At 37.8% G+C, this 13,081-nt stretch carries 12 protein-coding genes and 1 tRNA gene; 8 read left to right on the top strand and 5 right to left on the bottom strand.

What is annotated here, in order from left to right:
• Positions 1-5: 5 nt before the first annotated feature.
• Positions 6-392: a flagellar export chaperone FliS gene (locus P9Q65_RS05350; RefSeq protein ID WP_304508341.1), complete on the top strand. Its 387-nt coding sequence runs from the start codon at positions 6-8 to the stop codon at positions 390-392.
• Between the two features lie 21 nt (positions 393-413).
• Positions 414-818 (top strand): hypothetical protein, encoded by a 405-nt coding sequence (locus P9Q65_RS05345; RefSeq protein WP_304508340.1) that lies wholly within the window; start codon positions 414-416, stop codon positions 816-818.
• A gap of 78 nt (positions 819-896) precedes the next feature.
• Here the strand turns inward: P9Q65_RS05345 and P9Q65_RS05340 are convergent, their stop codons facing one another.
• The 4 genes from P9Q65_RS05340 to P9Q65_RS05325 form a co-directional block, all read right to left on the bottom strand.
• Positions 897-1,748, bottom strand: coding sequence for a C39 family peptidase (locus P9Q65_RS05340; RefSeq protein WP_304508339.1), 852 nt, complete (start codon positions 1,746-1,748; stop codon positions 897-899).
• On the bottom strand, positions 1,745-2,431 hold the full coding sequence (locus P9Q65_RS05335; RefSeq protein WP_304508338.1) for a cell division ATP-binding protein FtsE: 687 nt from the start codon (positions 2,429-2,431) through the stop codon (positions 1,745-1,747). Before P9Q65_RS05335 ends, P9Q65_RS05340 begins: the two co-directional genes overlap by 4 nt.
• Before the next feature lie 409 nt (positions 2,432-2,840).
• Positions 2,841-4,388, bottom strand: a complete 1,548-nt coding sequence (locus P9Q65_RS05330) for a hypothetical protein (RefSeq protein ID WP_304508337.1) — start codon at positions 4,386-4,388, stop codon at positions 2,841-2,843.
• Positions 4,389-4,736: 348 nt separating this feature from the next.
• Positions 4,737-4,807 (bottom strand) — tRNA-Gly (locus tag P9Q65_RS05325).
• A 162-nt stretch (positions 4,808-4,969) separates the two neighbouring features.
• On the opposite strand from P9Q65_RS05325, the gene murA reads away from it, so the two are divergent.
• The 3 genes from murA to ftsH all read left to right on the top strand — a co-directional run bounded on the left by murA (position 4,970) and on the right by ftsH (position 8,696).
• Entirely contained in the window at positions 4,970-6,232 is a 1,263-nt protein-coding gene (gene murA, locus P9Q65_RS05320) for a UDP-N-acetylglucosamine 1-carboxyvinyltransferase (protein ID WP_304508336.1), read from the top strand.
• Between the two features lie 91 nt (positions 6,233-6,323).
• Positions 6,324-6,758, top strand: coding sequence for a MarR family winged helix-turn-helix transcriptional regulator (locus tag P9Q65_RS05315; protein ID WP_304508335.1), 435 nt, complete (start codon positions 6,324-6,326; stop codon positions 6,756-6,758).
• A 75-nt stretch (positions 6,759-6,833) separates the two neighbouring features.
• Entirely contained in the window at positions 6,834-8,696 is a 1,863-nt protein-coding gene (gene ftsH, locus P9Q65_RS05310) for an ATP-dependent zinc metalloprotease FtsH (RefSeq protein WP_304508334.1), read from the top strand.
• A gap of 58 nt (positions 8,697-8,754) precedes the next feature.
• Here the strand turns inward: ftsH and P9Q65_RS05305 are convergent, their stop codons facing one another.
• Positions 8,755-10,167, bottom strand: coding sequence for a sigma 54-interacting transcriptional regulator (locus P9Q65_RS05305; RefSeq protein WP_304508333.1), 1,413 nt, complete (start codon positions 10,165-10,167; stop codon positions 8,755-8,757).
• A gap of 215 nt (positions 10,168-10,382) precedes the next feature.
• Here P9Q65_RS05305 and P9Q65_RS05300 point away from each other — a divergent pair, with 215 nt between their 5' ends.
• The 3 genes from P9Q65_RS05300 to P9Q65_RS05290 all read left to right on the top strand — a co-directional run.
• Positions 10,383-11,525: an acyl-CoA dehydrogenase gene (locus P9Q65_RS05300; protein WP_304508332.1), complete on the top strand. Its 1,143-nt coding sequence runs from the start codon at positions 10,383-10,385 to the stop codon at positions 11,523-11,525.
• A gap of 81 nt (positions 11,526-11,606) precedes the next feature.
• The gene (locus P9Q65_RS05295) at positions 11,607-12,398 is read left to right on the top strand and encodes an electron transfer flavoprotein subunit beta/FixA family protein (protein WP_304508331.1); all 792 of its coding nucleotides are present in this window, start codon (positions 11,607-11,609) and stop codon (positions 12,396-12,398) included.
• A 173-nt stretch (positions 12,399-12,571) separates the two neighbouring features.
• Positions 12,572-13,081, top strand: a 510-nt coding sequence (locus P9Q65_RS05290) for an electron transfer flavoprotein subunit alpha/FixB family protein (protein WP_442870836.1), incomplete at its 3' end; no start/stop codon positions are given.

Genomic DNA, 13,081 nt, shown 5'->3' with positions numbered 1-13,081 from the left:
AAAAAATGAATAATTATGGTTATCAGAATTATAAACAACAATCAGTTAATACAATGACTTCAGGTGAGCTTTTGCTTCTTTTGTTTGATGAATCGGCCAAAAGACTTACGAAAGCAGAAATGTGTTTGAAAAATGCCGATTATCCTGTGTTTGAATCATCTATGAATAGGGTTTCGGAAATTATTAAATATCTGGATAAAACCTTAGATAAGACATATTCCGTAGGCAGTGAGATTTCTAAGCTGTATGAGTATTTTCAATTTCAGGTAGCCAGAATTAAAGCAAGCAGAAGCGTTGAGATGATACAAGAGTTAAGAACTATGCTCCTTGACCTAAGGAATACCTTTAAAGAGGCCGATCGTATTTCTCAGGCAGAGTTAGTGAAAAATTAGGAATATAAAGGGTGATGGCGTATGAATACAACATTCACTGGATTGCTTTTAAATCTTCAAAAACAGTACAATAAAGTGAATGAGTTACAGGATGTTACGAAACAAATGGCCGAGTGTTTGCAGCGAAATGATTTATATTCTTTTCGCTTGTTAATGAAGATGCGTACGGATGTAATGCTTGAACTTGATGACATAGATTTTGCGAGAGAGGATCTATTGCATAGCCTGCCGGAAAATGAACAAAAGATAGCCAGAGGCGTCATGGCCAAAGAGGTGGAAGAAAATGTGTTGATTTCATCAGATTTGCAGCGGGTGCATGATATTTATAAAAAGATTAAAAGAAATTTGCAAACAACAATTCAGCTTGATAAAGCGATTAATCTTAAAATTGGCGGGAACAACTCCTTTTATAAAAATAATAGGTGAGATAAGATAAGGTGAATCCCCTAAAGGGGTCAATTAATAAAAAGCAAGGTTTAAAAACCTTGCTTTTTATTAATTTTATTAAGAAGAAGATCTACTGATAGACCAAAAAGGCCCGCCGTAGCTTGCAGTATATTTGGCTTCTTTTAAAATCGTTTCAATATCCCAAGCTTGTTCACTGTTTTCGGGGCTTTGAGAATCAGCAATTAATACCTTTCCATCTGTGGTGACACCCCGAAGAACAATAAAATGACCTTGAGAGGTGAATATGCCCTTGTTCATTAATACAACCACAAGATTTCCGTTGGAAAGCTCTTGGAATATGGTTTCTTTTGAGGGGTCTTTCAGGCTTTCTGAGGTAAGACCATAATTTTCTACGCCTTTTGGAATAATTGAATGATAAGATCCACTATTGTTGCAGAAATGTCCATTATCGTAAGCCCATTTTGCAACGACATCAGGAGTGATTTGGTTATCTGTCAGGGTACTGACAATCATTGCAAGGGTAGTGGGTCCACACCCGAAAACGCCAATAATATTATCGCCACCATAAATGGCTGTTTTCCATCGGGGATCATTTTGAGAATAATAAATTAATTCTATGGTGTCAGACTGTAAAACCGTTTCATCGGTATCTTTTTTAATGTCTTTCGTGGAAGATTTTTTTTCACTTGTTTTATCTTTTTTTGCAGAAATTGCTTTAGCCAATGCCGCTGCCTCTCGTTTTGCATCAAATGCAGCTTTTTGAGTTTTCAGCGTAGTGACCAAGGCGGTTGTGTGTTTCTGCGTTTCTTTAATAAAGTAATTGATATCCCAAGGGGTCACACGGGTTGCAAATAGATATAAAAAACAAATGAAGCTGACATATGTTCCCACAAATATCGTTTTAAAAATTTTTTTGTGTGTATTATGTTTTCGTCTACGTTTTTTCATATTATCCAACCATATTTTCCTTTACTAACATCACCGAGTATTTTTCCGTTTTGTAAGGTTACAACACGTTTTTTCATTATGTCAACGAATTCTTTTGCATGGGTGGCAATAATGATTGTGATTCCCAATTGATTGATTTCGTTGAATAAAGACATAATATCAAGGGAAGAGTCATAATCCAATTGAGCCGTTGGTTCATCAGCAACAATAATTTGGGGGTTATTAACTACAGCCCTCGCCATCAGAATTTTGAATGTTTCTCCTCCTGATAAATTTTGAGGATAGTCATACATTTTTTTTGTCATTCCAACAAGTCCAAGAGCCAGAGGAATAGATTTTCGAATTGATTTACTGGAGTGTCCAGAAGCTAACATAGCAATTTCTAGATTTTGAAAAATTGTTTTATTTTCAATAAGTGAATAGTCGTTATTGATTATACCCAAAACGCGTCTGTAGTATGGAAAATCTTTTTGCGACAAAGCATTCAGTGATAGGTTGTTTACAATAATATCTCCGGAAGTAGGCTTGATTTCCCCTGTAATTAGGTTGATTAACGTGCTTTTTCCGGAACCCGTTTTTCCAACAAGAAAGACAAAATCCCCATCTGCAATTTCCAGAGAGATGTTTTCCACACCTGATTCATTATTTGGATAGGTCTTTGATACATTATTGAATAAAATCAACGCGCTCATGCCTTTCAAAAAAGTTTATTTTAAGAGCAAAATAGACAAGCTTTTCTTTTTAGTATAACACTGATGCGATAAATTGTATATACTGCGAAATGATAGAAAAAGATGTTGATAATGAAAAAATAAAGGGGAAAAAATGGAACGGATAAACTGGTTACGTTAGGGAAAATCAAATTAAAATTACTATGTAGAGATAAGATTAGAAAAAAACGGGGTAAAGGGCAGTGTATAGGGAAGATTGGAAGGAACAGTAAATTTGAACCTCTTAAGCAAATCCCCATAGCACTTATAAAAAGTGTTATGAGGATTTTTTGATTTATTTTAGCATAGCTTTTCCGCTAAGTTTCGAAATGGATTTAACCATGGAGTGGTAGCTCAGCTTTTTTAATGCGTAGGTTTAAATTTATGCATAGCCTGAAAAACTGTTTGTACTCAACATCATACTTTTATCATCTGTAAATTTTGAAACAAAGCTATTCCATTCCTTTGACAAAGCTTCGATACCGGATTCTTTATCGATATACCCATTATTGGAATCGGACTGGTTCAGGCTAATTATTTGAGTTTTATATTGCAACGTATTTTGGAAAAAGTTATTCCAATATTTTGAACCCGTATTTCCATAACGATAAAGATTTGAATATTGAGAGTTGGTCTTGCTCATATGTTGATTTTTACCGAAAGCAGCACCCTCTATTAATGCTTTTAACATATCATTTGTAGTTTTATAAGTATCCATAACCTTGTTGTACACGGAAAAGATATCTCTTTTATTGAGGTCGGCCAATTTTTCGGGCTCTGCCACCCCAGCTCTTTCCGTTTTTAATTGTTCGTTTAGTTCATCGGTCATATTATTGACAATATGCTTGATAGATTTTCTAACAGCATTTTTTAAACTTTCGGAAACACCGCTGAATTCACTGAATACTTCACCTTTTAGAGAGAGCTCAGCAAGGTTATAACCAATTTTTTCTTCATCATCATAACAGCTGATATCATTGGTACTAGTCTTTATTTCAGATATAACATCTTTAGTTTTCTGGAGTTCGTTTAAAGAATAATACCCTGTTTCACTTTCTTTTACTCGGGATGTCTCATCCGTTTTGATAGCTTTTCTCAGTTGGCAAGCCATATAGGAATCGTCTTTTTTCAGCCATTCGTTTTCTGTTCCATTTAGGTTTGCGTAGTTTTTATCAGTTTCTATGTAATCGGAATATTTATCTATTTGATCATGGTAAGCTTTTATAATACTGTTTTTAATTTTTTCTGTTTCACCATTTACACCATTTTCTTCAAAAAATCCGCCCAGTTCTTTTGCGGTTTTATCCGCAATCTGCTCGATAGCCGAATTGAAGTTTGTTTCAATTTGATTTAAAGCTTTTTGTTTTTCTTCTCCTGTAAAAGTATCTTCAATATGCTGTTTTGAAACCACATATCCTGAAGCAAGGTAATCTACGCTATGGTCAAGGTTTGCAGTGTCTTCATCAAGACCTTGCAAGTAAAATGTCGTTCTGCTTGTATCATAATTATTTTCCAAAATTCCGTTTTGCTTTAAGTTATCAATGAAATCTTGTGGAACAGGAGAATCTGGTGCACGCAACTTGAAGTTTTCAGTGGTACCGTTTATTAAATCATCAAGTTTAAATGAGAATTGTTTGTTATATTGATAATTCAAGGCATCGCCAATTGTATAATCACGTTGTGAAGAGGGAACAATTTCGCATTCTGTGATGGGCGTCCCTGAATAGTTTTTCATTTTAGATTGTACAACTTCGCCTGAATATAAAATCTTATCCATATCAACAGATGTGGTTGTTTGCGGTGATGTGGGTACATTTGCTGTATCCTCGTGATTTAATGTCCCTGCATTTTGGTTTGCCTCATTTTTTGCCACGGGTAAACTGTTTAGCCATTGTGTATATTTGGCGCTCATATTTGAACCAATATTCATTTCAATCACTCCCTCACTTATATCATCGACCGGTTTAAGAAAAAACAAAGTATTTTAAGCAATTATCTTAAGTGTATTTATTGAAACAATATTAATGAGGTTTGGCAGGACGATTAAGTAACCGTGATATAATTCTAAATTTAATCTTGTATTATATTTTTGTGACAAAAAAATACTCCTTTTGTTAGAGTTTTTTCTAACAAAAGGAGGTTTTGTTTTAAAAATAAATGAAAGGAGATAATTGAAATAACCTACTATACCGAACTTGCGCCTAAAACCAGTGAGATATTTCCTGTGTGATTAAGGGATTTTGAATGGTTTCAATATCTTTTCAGTAGCATTTTAAAAAGCGGATGATGGGAATCGAACCCACCTCTAAAGCTTGGGAAGCTTTCATTCTACCGATGAACTACATCCGCAGGGTATGTATCTATTATACCAGAAGTTTCAAAACTGTAAAGTATGATTTTATACAAAATTTTTACAAATTCGGTTGATATTTTATCGGTTGCTTTTGTTTTGGGCGGACATAATAAAAAAGCAATCATTATTTTAATTTTTTAGAAACGCGAGGGATGAGCATGGAAAAATTTGTTATTCATCATACGGATTCATTTCAGGGAAAAGTTCGCATCAGTGGTGCTAAGAATGCTGCTTTGCCGATTATTGCTGCCTGTTTGTTGACGCAAGAGCCATGTATTATTGAAAATGTTCCTCCCCTTACAGATGTTTTAAATATGCTGGAGATTCTTAAGGGGTTCGGTGCAGAGGTATCCTATGATAAGGAGAAAGAATCTATTTTTATTTGTGCAAAGGAATTGACGTCTTTAGAAAGCTATTATGAGCAGGCAGGAAAAATGAGAGCATCTTTTTTAGTGGCAGGGCCGCTTTTATCCAGATACGGACAGGCAAAGCTACCTCATCCTGGTGGTTGTCAAATAGGAAGCAGGCCGATAGATTTGCATTTAAAAGGATTTCACAGTATGGGTGCAAAGAGCAAACAAGAGCATGGTGTTATAGACTTAACGGCAAAAAAAATGAAAGGTTCCAATATTTATTTGGATTTTCCCAGTGTTGGTGCGACAGAAAATATTATGATGGCAGCTGTTTTGGCAAAAGGAAATACGGTAATTGAAAATGCGGCGGCCGAACCGGAAATTATTGATTTAGCTGATTTTCTAAGGGAAATCGGGGCAGTTATTCAGGGGGATGGAACAGATACAGTGGAAATCACTGGGGTTAAGGAGTTGAGGGGCACAACCCATCAGGTTATTCCTGATCGGATCGAAGCGGGGACATTTATGGTTGGTGCGGCAATTACAGGTGGGGATATTATTTTAGAAAATATAAGGGAAGAACACCTAAAACCTGTTATGGCGAAACTGGCAGAATGCAATGTAAAAATAGAGACGGTTCCTGAGGGTCTTCATGTTTACAGAAAAGGAAAACTACAGCCTTTACAATTAAAAACCATGCCGTTCCCTGGTTTTCCTACGGATATGCAAGCACAATTTATGAGCTTGATGACTTTGGCAAAAGGAACCAGTGTCATTACGGAAACGGTTTTTGAGAGCCGTTTTACCCATGCCGGAGAACTTCAACGTATGGGGGCAGATATTCGTATAGAAAGTCGTAATGCGGTAATTGAAGGGGTAGAGGAATTAACAGGCAGTAAGGTTCGTGCAACGGATTTAAGGGCCGGTGCGGCTTTGATTCTTTCGGCATTGGCGGCAAAAGGCGAAACGGAAATAGGGGATATTCATCATATTGAACGTGGGTATTATAAAATAGACGAAAAGTTAAGAGCCTTAGGTGCCGATATAGAGCGGAAAGAGGAAAGTTAAGGATTTTATGAGCAAATCTTAATTAATATTTAATTGCCTTTCGATTGTTAGGATGTTATACTGTTAGCAACCTAACAATCGGAGGTGAAATATGGACAATCAATCAAAATTTTGTATTGAGTTAAAGGCCCTTGTAAATTCAATCTGCCGTAAGATGGCGCAGCAACCCTTTACTAAGGGAAGGGACTCTTTTACATCAATTCAGATTTGGATTATTCATTATCTTTATGATAACCAAGACAGAGATGTTTTTCAGCGGGATTTAGAGACCGATTTTAATGTAAGGAGATCTACAGTATCGGGAATTCTTCAAAACTTGGAGAAAAAAGGTTTGGTACAAAGGCAAAGTGTTGCCCAGGATGCACGGTTAAAAAAAATAACCCTTACACAAGAGGCAAAAAATCTTTACAATGAAATGTTAATAGACATTATTTCGATGGAACAATTAATGACAGAAAATGTTACGGAAGAAGAATGGATTGTGTTTTATCAAGTGTTGGAAAAAATTAAGGGAAATTTAGAGTAAAGGTTTTAACCGTTCAACGTACAAGTAAACAAAAATGCTGATACATAAGCAAGGGAAAGGAAAGAGAGGAAATCTATGGAGAATAAAAAGAAGCCGTTTATATTTTACTGGTTGTTAGCTTTGCTAGTAATGGCAATCATTAATATGTTCTTTTTACCTTTGATTACAAAAAATGGAGTGGAAAAAGTAACTTACGATGTTTTTTTGAATGAATTAAAGGGTGAAAATATCAGTGAAGTACAAGTAAATGAGGATAATATTTATTTTGCACTGAGAGGTACAGAAGATGGAGATACCCAGGTTGAACCGGAAAAGGTATATGTTACAGGCCGTATGGATGATAGTATGCTGGTGGAACGATTGGATCAGGCGGGGGTTAAGTTTAATGAGGTTAAACCAAAGGAAATTTCACCCTTTGTCAGCACCTTGATTATGCTGGTGTTATTCGGCCTATTCTGGCGGTTTGTGATGAGCAAGATGATGGGGAAAATGGGGGGACTTGGCGGCAATGCAATGTCCTTTGGTAAGGCGAATGCAAAGGTATATGTTAAGGCGCAAACGGGCATGACATTTGCTGACGTAGCGGGACAGGACGAGGCAAAGGAAGCCCTTAATGAAATTGTTGATTTCCTTCATAATCCGTATAAGTATACGGTAGTTGGTGCAAAAATGCCGAAAGGGGCTTTGTTGGTGGGCCCTCCGGGGACAGGGAAAACCCTTTTGGCACAGGCTGTTGCAGGTGAAGCAAATGTCCCCTTTTTCTCTATTTCAGGTTCTGAATTTGTTGAAATGTTCGTTGGTATGGGGGCAGCTAAGATAAGAGACTTATTTAAGCAGGCGAACGAAAAAGCACCTTGTATTGTGTTTATTGATGAAATTGATACCATTGGCAAAAAAAGAGATGGCGGTGGTATGGGTGGTAATGACGAAAGAGAGCAGACATTGAACCAGCTTTTAACGGAAATGGATGGGTTTGATGGAAAAAAAGGTGTTGTGATTTTAGCAGCAACAAATAGACCGGAAACCTTAGATAAGGCATTGTTGCGTCCCGGGCGTTTTGACAGAAGAATTCCTGTGGAATTGCCGGATTTAAAAGGTCGAGAGGCTATTTTACAGGTTCATGCAAAAAAAATAACCATGGAGGAGAATATTGATTTTGGTTCCATTGCAAGGGCAACCTCCGGTGCATCGGGTGCTGAGCTTGCAAATATTATAAATGAAGGTGCCCTGCGTGCCGTTCGTATGGGGCGTTCCAAGGTAAACCAGAATGATCTGGAGGAAAGTGTTGAAGTTATTTTAGCGGGATATCAGCGAAAGGGTGCCGTTATTTCCAAACATGAGAAGGAAATCATTGCCTACCATGAAGCCGGACACGCCATGGTAGCGGCAAAACAAAAAAATTGTGCGCCTGTTCATAAAATAACGATTATACCCAGAACATCCGGGGCTCTTGGCTATACTATGCAGGTGGATGAAGGCGAATTTTTCTTGATGGATAAGGAAAAGGCATTTAATAAAATAGCCACATTGACCGGAGGACGTGTTGCAGAGGAAATCTGTTTCAATTCCATTACAACAGGAGCTTCCAATGATATTGAGCAGGCAACCAGAATGGCTCGAGCCATGATTACACGTTACGGCATGAGTGAAGAATTTGGTATGGTTGCATTGGAAACCGTGCAAAATCAGTATTTAGGCGGAGATGCTACGTTGGCATGTTCTAATGAAACAGCCGCAAAAATTGATAAAGCTGTGATTCAAATGATAAAAGAGGCTCATGATAAAGCTTACGCTATTATTTCTGAAAATAGAGAAAAAATGGATGAAATTGCAGCATATCTACTTGAAAAGGAAACCATAACAGGTGATGAGTTTATGACCATTCTCAATGGGGAAACAGCTGAAGTAAAAAAAGAAGAGGTTGAGCAAGAAGCTTAAAGCTTAATCATAGTAAAAGGACAACCGGAGTTTTACCGATTGTCCTTTTTTATGCCCTTTAGTTAATGTTTTCTTTTTTTAGAAAATAGGCAACTTTGTAGTACGGAAGGTCATAACCCATCTCTGCTAGACGGCGTGATATTTTTCTTGGACCATCCCCTTTGTTGCAGCGTTCCATAATAAACTGTGCCACATCGTTGGTTATTTTATTTGTAGGGGGTAAGGAATCATCTTTTTCTACATCCATTTGTTCTGAAACGTCAAAGGGAATGTGTTCCAGATCAACGATTGTAGTAATGTCGGTTTTCTCCCCAATATCTTCAATGAGAGGGGAGGAGGCATCAATGCTGTAGTTAATGATATCACGCATTTGTCGTATGTTTCTTGGATAAACGGCATTCAACAAGGCATGTTTTGCTTGAGGGGTAAATAGTACATGATAGTGAATTCGCCGTGCTTCCCATACCGCATTTTCATATTTGCGCACAAAGTGAAGAAAAAGTTGCTCTTTTTCACCTAAAGAACGTTCCTGTAACGAGGGGAGATACATTTCATATTGTCCTAAACGCTGATAAAGCTCCGGCAGAAAAACATCATGTAGATTTTTGGTGGAAGCGGCAATCACAATGACGTTAATATCTATTTCCTTGGTGTCGCCGATTCGCCGAATTTTTCCGGATTCGATGGCTTTTAAGAGCAAGTTTTGATAGTTTTCGATGGTATGAGCCTCATCCAGGAATAAAATTCCACCGTTTGCCTGTTCAAAAAGTCCTTTTTTCTTTTTAGAGCCGGTATATGCACCTTCTACGGAACCAAATATTTCCATGGCGGCAATGTCGGGGTTGGTAAACTGGGCGCAGTTAATTTCGATAAAGGGTGCATTTTTACTGATTACCCCAATTTCCTTGGCATAGTTGTAAATTAAATTTGCCAACATTGTTTTACCAGTGCCCGATGCCCCTGTAATAATGGAATGACGAGGGCCGCCCAAAGAACCTACAATTTTTTTTGCCTGCTTAAAGACACTTTGCATGGTGCCTAAATGAACCACATGGTTAAAATCTCCTTCGGGCTTTGTTAATTTTACTTGCATTTCCAATTGTCTGATTTTGCTATTTAGCTGATCCAATTCCTGAATATCTTGAAAGACGGAAAAAGCCCCTAAAAATTCGCCTTTGTGAAAAATTGGATAAGAGTTTACGATATATTTTTTGGGGGGAACAAAATGAATTGTTTTATCTAAAACGGGTTTTCGGTCTTGTAAAACGGTAAGCAAAACAGCGGCGGGGTAAAAGTCGGTAATTGCTTTGCCCAGCATCTCTTCCTTTTTCTTACCGGCATAATTTACACTTATTTCATTGACATAAACTAAAATTCCGTCCGTATCTACTACATTTACCCCATCATTAATGTTATCTAACACTTTTGGCAGAAAATTAAGGGATAAAAAAAGTTCTGTTGTCAGTTTCATATGATGTGACACCTCATTTTTGTGAGAAAATATAATTGTAACAACACTCTTATTACATTCTAACACTTTTTATAACGATAATCTATCTTTTATTTAAAATTAGTCCCCAAAATCAATAAAAGAGGTGTTTGGCACGGTAATTGCTCATTAATATAATCGTTAGAGAAATAACAATTATGCAAAAGCATGAAAATGATCTAAGGAGGAACAAGGTTATGGAGTTTGGCTATTCTAAAGAGCACGTTTTGTTGCGAGATCTTTACAGAAAGTTTGCCGAAACAGAGGTGCAACCTTTGGCTGAAGAACTAGATGAAGAAGAAAGATTTCCTGTGGAAACAGTAGGAAAACTGGCAAGATTCGGTTTTATGGGTATTCCGTTCCCTAAAGAATACGGCGGCACTGGCGGAGATTATTTGGCTTACGCTATGGCAGTAGAAGAACTTGCAAAGGTTTGTGCAACAACGGCAGTCGTTGTTTCTGCCCATACATCTTTATGTGCAGGTCCAATCTATATGTTTGGTACTGAGGAGCAGAAACAAAAATATTTGGTACCCTTGGCAAAGGGTGAAAAATTGGGTGCTTTTGGTTTGACCGAGCCCAGTGCAGGTACAGATTCCTCTATGCAGCAGACAACAGCAAAGCTGGATGGCGATGAATATGTACTCAACGGTACAAAGGTATTTATTACCAATGCAGGCTATGCAGATACATATGTAATTATTGCAATGACAGATAAATCAAAGAAAAACCGCGGTATTTCCGCTTTTATCGTAGAAAAAGACACACCTGGATTCTCTATTGGCAAAAAGGAAAGAAAAATGGGTATTCGTGGTTCAGCAACTTGCGAATTGATTTTTGAAAATTGCCGTATTCCCAAGGAAAATCTGCTTGGTAGAGAAGGTCAAGGATTCAAAATCGCTATGCAGACTTTGGATGGCGGCCGTATCGGTATTGCTTCTCAGGCATTGGGAATTGCAGAAGGTTGCATTGAAGAATGTGTGAAATACGTTATGGAAAGAAAACAATTTAACAAAAAAATCGGTCAGTTCCAGAACACACAGTTCGAATTGGCTGATATGGCAACAAAAGTTGAAGCTGTGAAACTGTTAGTATATGAAGCAGCTTGTGAGAAAGATGCACACAGATCTTATTCCCATTTGTCAGCAATGGCAAAATATTTGGCGGGTTCTACAGCAAGTGATGTATCAAGAAGATGTGTTCAGCTTTTCGGCGGATATGGTTACACAAGAGATTATCCTATCGAAAGAATGATGCGTGATGCAAAAATTACAGAAATCTACGAAGGTACATCTGAAGTACAGAAAATTGTTGTAGCCAATTGGATGGGCTTGAAATAATTCGTTGATGGTAAGTTTTCATTCTAAAAATGGAAAACGTAAACTTGAAGATTTGCAAATTTGAAAGGAGAAGCTATCTCTATGAAAATAGTTGTTTGTATTAAGCAGGTACCTGATACCGTAGAAGTAAAGATTGATCCTAAAACAGGCACACTGATTCGTGACGGTGTTCCTTCCATTATTAACCACGATGATAAAACAGGTATTGAAGCTGCTTTAACATTAAAAGAAAAACTTGGTGCTACAGTGTCCGTAGTATCCATGGGCCCTCCTCAGGCAGATGTTGCTTTGAGAGAAGCTTTGGCTATGGGTTGTGATGAAGCTTATTTGGTTTCCGCCAGAGAATTTGGTGGTTCCGATACCTATGCTACATCCGGTATTTTAGCAGCAGCTTTGGATAAAGTTGGTTATGATTTAATCATTACTGGCCGTCAGGCAATTGATGGTGACACTGCACAGGTTGGCCCTCAGATTGCAGAAAAATTGCACTTGCCTCAGGTTTCTTATGTAGAAGAAGTTGTGGATGCAGGGGAAGACTTTGTTGTAGTGAAAAGACAATTCGAAGATGGTTACCATATTGTAAAATTGAAAACGCCTTGCCTTTTAACAGCAATTGCTGAGTTGGCAGAGCCTAGATATATGTCTATCGGTGGCGTATTCGATGCATATCAGAAAGAAATTAAAGTCATCGGTTTCGAAGATTTAAAAGATGGTTTGGAATTGGATATGATCGGTTTGAAGGGATCCCCTACAAACGTATACAAATCCTTTACAAAGGAAATGAAGGGTGCAGGAACTGTATTGCATGACCTTACACCTGATCAGGCAGTAGAGGCAATTGTGAAGAAATTGGAAGAAAAGTTTATTATTTAATAACAAAACGACAAAAAATATTCCCAAAAAGTTGCTACTGCAAAGAAGGATTAATTTTTTCATAAAAGATTCCTGTTATAGGGGGATTGGTTTGCGGTATGTCAACGAGGGCATGTCCCCTGAAAGTATGGGAAGCCCTTTGAACTACTGAAAAATTTAAGGAGGAAACACCTATGAGCAAGGGTATTTTTGTAGTAATTGAGCAAAGAAGCGGCAAGGTACAGAACGTAGGCCTTGAGCTGATTGGCGAATCCACCAGATTGAAAGAAGACCTCAAGGACGAAGTAGTAGCTGTCCTGTTAGGTCATGAAATCGAAGGCCAGGTTGAAAAACTGTATCACTATGGCGCAGACAAGGTTATCCTTGTTGACAGTCCTTATTTGAAAGAGTATGTAACAGAGCCTTACACAAAGGCTGTTACAGCAATTATCAAGGAATATGATCCCGAAATCATGCTTTTCGGTGCATCTTCCATCGGCCGTGACGTGGCTCCTCGTGTAGCTAGCCGTGTGAAAACAGGTTTGGTTGCAGATACAACAGGCTTAAGAATGGCAAAGACAGAAGAAGAATTTGCGAAGGAAGCAGCTATGGGCTGTGCAGATCCTACAAGAGCACTTCTTATGACTCGTCCTGCCTTCGGCGGTAACATCATGGCAACATTGATGTGCCCTAGAACAAAACCT

Origin of the sequence: Anaerotignum sp. (assembly GCF_030625865.1) — a bacterium.
Lineage (GTDB): Bacteria > Bacillota > Clostridia > Lachnospirales > Anaerotignaceae > Chakrabartyella.
Note: the sequence above shows the minus strand (reverse complement) of the source record. Positions and strands in the feature narration are given on the sequence as shown.

Bases quoted from the DNA above. Each gene is read 5' to 3' on its own strand.
- ftsH (WP_304508334.1), top strand. From the start codon at position 6,834: ATGGAGAATAAAAAGAAGCCGTTTATATTTTACTGGTTGTTAGCTTTG.
- P9Q65_RS05295 (WP_304508331.1), top strand. From the start codon at position 11,607: ATGAAAATAGTTGTTTGTATTAAGCAGGTACCTGATACCGTAGAAGTA.
- P9Q65_RS05345 (WP_304508340.1), top strand. From the start codon at position 414: ATGAATACAACATTCACTGGATTGCTTTTAAATCTTCAAAAACAGTAC.
- P9Q65_RS05330 (WP_304508337.1), bottom strand. From the start codon at position 4,388: ATGAATATTGGTTCAAATATGAGCGCCAAATATACACAATGGCTAAAC.
- murA (WP_304508336.1), top strand. From the start codon at position 4,970: ATGGAAAAATTTGTTATTCATCATACGGATTCATTTCAGGGAAAAGTT.
- P9Q65_RS05315 (WP_304508335.1), top strand. From the start codon at position 6,324: ATGGACAATCAATCAAAATTTTGTATTGAGTTAAAGGCCCTTGTAAAT.
- P9Q65_RS05340 (WP_304508339.1), bottom strand. From the start codon at position 1,748: ATGAAAAAACGTAGACGAAAACATAATACACACAAAAAAATTTTTAAA.
- P9Q65_RS05300 (WP_304508332.1), top strand. From the start codon at position 10,383: ATGGAGTTTGGCTATTCTAAAGAGCACGTTTTGTTGCGAGATCTTTAC.
- P9Q65_RS05305 (WP_304508333.1), bottom strand. From the start codon at position 10,167: ATGAAACTGACAACAGAACTTTTTTTATCCCTTAATTTTCTGCCAAAA.
- P9Q65_RS05350 (WP_304508341.1), top strand. From the start codon at position 6: ATGAATAATTATGGTTATCAGAATTATAAACAACAATCAGTTAATACA.